Source organism: Catellatospora sp. NPDC049609 (assembly GCF_040675365.1).
Taxonomy (GTDB): domain Bacteria; phylum Actinomycetota; class Actinomycetes; order Mycobacteriales; family Micromonosporaceae; genus Catellatospora.
The window spans coordinates 1-3,027 of record NZ_JBFAOU010000379.1 but is presented as its reverse complement, the minus strand read 5'-3'; the positions used below and the strand labels follow the sequence as shown (position 1 = coordinate 3,027).

2 protein-coding genes are annotated in these 3,027 nt (G+C 67.7%); one reads left to right on the top strand and one right to left on the bottom strand.

All coding sequences use genetic code 11. From position 1 onward, the window contains the following. A partial coding sequence (locus tag AB0J67_RS40295; RefSeq protein ID WP_363490964.1) for a transposase family protein occupies positions 1–282 on the top strand: 282 nt, incomplete at its 5' end. A 514-nt stretch (positions 283–796) separates the two neighbouring features. Here AB0J67_RS40295 and AB0J67_RS40290 read toward each other — a convergent pair. Then, positions 797–2,722: an ABC transporter ATP-binding protein gene (locus tag AB0J67_RS40290; RefSeq protein WP_363490966.1), complete on the bottom strand. Its 1,926-nt coding sequence runs from the start codon at positions 2,720–2,722 to the stop codon at positions 797–799. Between the last annotated feature and the right edge of the window lie 305 nt (positions 2,723–3,027).

The window sequence follows — 3,027 nt, the reverse complement described above, 5'->3', positions numbered from 1 at the left end:
CGGCACGGCCTGCAATTGTGGGCCGACCGCGGCTACCAGGGGGAACAGCCGACCCTGATCGTGCCGGTCAGAGCGGGTAAGGACAAGCCGCTGATTCCGGCTGCCACGGCCTACAACCGTCGCCACGCCGCCGTCCGCGCCCCGGGCGAGCGCGGCTTCGCCACGCTCAAGTGCCGGCAGATCCTCACCCGCGTCCGCTGCACCGTCAGCAAGACCGGCACCATCGCGCAGGCGATCCTGGCCCTACACCACGCGACATCGACGCCGATCAGGATGAAATGACCTCACTATCGACAGCGGCCACTAGGTCGCACCCGATGTCCGGTAAACCTCGCCTTTGTGAATGAGACACGATCCGCTGGAGAAACCCGGTGTCCGAATCGGGGCAACTCCGTCCGCAAGCCGCTTGCCGGTCTACGCCCCTGAGCGGATGGACGCCTGGCGAACCAACGTGAGCTACCTCATACGTAATTGAAACGTCCAGTCAGCCCGGAGCACTTCGCGTTCGATGTTCTCGGCGCTGTCGTGGCCGGAGAAACGCCGCAACTGCGCGCCGAGGAGCTATGGGGAATCCACCAGCGCTACTGCCGGGAACTGCTCGCCGCCGTCGACGGCGGACCGAAGCCAGCCGACCCGATCCCCGCCGTGGTGGCACTCAACCCGTCCCGCGTACTCGCCGAGGAACTACGAAAATTCGCTCGGCTGGATGGTCGCCGAAGCCCGCGGCGAAGGGGAGTTATGGTCCGCGGTCGGCCGCGCCCTCAACGTGTCCAAGCAGGCCGCGTGGGAAGCCCACTCATGAGACCGAGGTCGGCTCGGTAGTCGTAATGCCTGAACGGACGAGTGGGCTCGCACCCCCGTCGGCGAATTGTGTGCGGTGGAGGTCGGCGTAGAGACCATCTTGGGCGAGTAGTTGATCGTGGGTGCCGCGTTGGACGATGCGGCCGCCGTCGAGGACGAGGATCTGGTCGGCCTGGCGGACGGTGGACAGGCGGTGTGCGATGACCAGCGCGGTACGACCGGCCAGGGCCGTGGATAGGGCCTGCTGGACCGAGGCCTCGCTCTCGGAGTCCAGGTGGGCGGTGGCCTCGTCAAGGATCACGATGGACGGGGCCTTGAGCAGCAGCCGGGCGATGGCGATGCGCTGCTTCTCGCCGCCGGAGAACCGGTAGCCCCGCTCGCCCACCACGGTGTCCAGGCCGTCGGGGGTGGCCCGGACCAGGGTGTCGATCTGCGCGGCCGCCAGCGCCTCCCACAGCTCGTCGTCGGTGGCGTCGGGCTTGGCGTAGCGCAGGTTCTCCGCGATGGTCTCGTGGAACAGGTGGGCGTCCTGGGTGACCACGCCGATGGTGTCGCGCAGCGACTGCAGGGTGGCTCCGCGCACGTCGACGTCGCCGACCAGCACCGCGCCGCTGGTGACGTCGTACATCCGGCTCACCAGCATGGAGGTGGTGGACTTGCCGGCGCCGGAGGATCCGACGAGCGCCACCAGCTGCCCCGGTTCCGCGGTGAAGGAGACGCCGCGCAGCACCGGTTCGGTGGCCGTGCGCTCCAGCGTCGCCACGTTCTCCAGCGAAGCCAGCGAGATCTCCGACGCGCTCGGGTAGCGGAAGGTCACGTCGCGGAACTCGACCTTCGACGAGCGCGGCGGGAGGTCCACGGCGCCAGGCTGCTCGGCGATCGCGGGCGTCAGGTCGAGGATCTCGAAGACCCGGTCGAACGACACCAGCGCGCCCATCACATCGATCCGCACATTGGCCAGGGTCATGATCGGCGGAAAGAGCTGCGCCAGCAGCAGGGCCAGCGCGACGACGGTGCCCGGCTCGAGACTGCCATACACGGCGTACCAGCCGCCCAGGCCGTAGACGAGCGCCTGGGCCAGCGCAGCCACCAGCATCATCGACACGAAGAAGGTGCGCGAGTACATCGCGCTCTGCACGCCGATGTCGCGCACCCGCGCCGCGCGCTCCGAAAAGCGCCCGGACTCGGTCTCCGGCCGGCCGAACAGCTTCATCAGCAGCGCACCGGCCACGCCGAACCGCTCGGTCATGGTGGCGTTCATGCGGGCGTCGAGTTCGTACGACTCCTTGGTGATCGCGGCCAGCCGGTGCCCCACCCGGCGCGCGGGCAGGATGAACAACGGCAGCATGACCAACCACAGCACGGTGATCTGCCACGACAGGGTGAACATCACTCCGACGGTGAGGACCATCTGGATGATGTTGCCGACGACGCCGGACAAGGTCGAGGTGAATGCGCGCTGCGCGCCCAGCACGTCGTTGTTGAGCCTGGTGACCAGCGCGCCGGTCTGCGCCCGGGTGAAGAACTGCACCGGCATCCGCTGCACGTGGTCGTATATCCGGGTGCGCAGATCGAAGGTGAGCCCCTCACCGATACGGGCCGAGCAGAAGCGATCCGCTAGGGACAGCAGCGCGCTGAGGACCGCCAGTCCGGCGATCGCCAGCGCGATCGTGATGACCCTCCGGCCGGCGTCAGCGGCGGGCGGGGCGCCGCGCGGCGGCACGATGGTGTCGACCACCTGGCCCGCGAGCAGCGGCGTGACCACGCCGATCACCGCGCCGAGCACCACGGTCAGCAGGAAGACGGTGATCTCCGTACGGTACGGCCGGGCGAAGTCGAAGATCCGATGCGCTGTCGTTCGGCCGCTCCCTACCTTTTTCTTACCGTTCGCGATGTTAACCGAATGTACGTGAGCAGCCATATCGTTGCTGAGGTGAGTCATGATTGTTGACCATCAATCAGGCGGGGGTCAGCACCCAGGAGAAGTGGCGAGGACAGTTCGGGACCCACACGATCCATCGTGTGCGGGCCTTGGTAGCGCAGCTGTAACGCGCTGTCCCCTCCGGGCAGGCGGAGACTTGGGGGGTCGTGGTCGGGCGGGCGTTCGGTGGCAGGACGGTCAGTCAGATCGAGTTCCGCGAACCGGATCATGGTGAGGACTGGGGCTCATGCAGCAGTCGACTGCCGCTTGCCCGGCGCCACAAGACGGCGGCAGTCGAAGCGCCT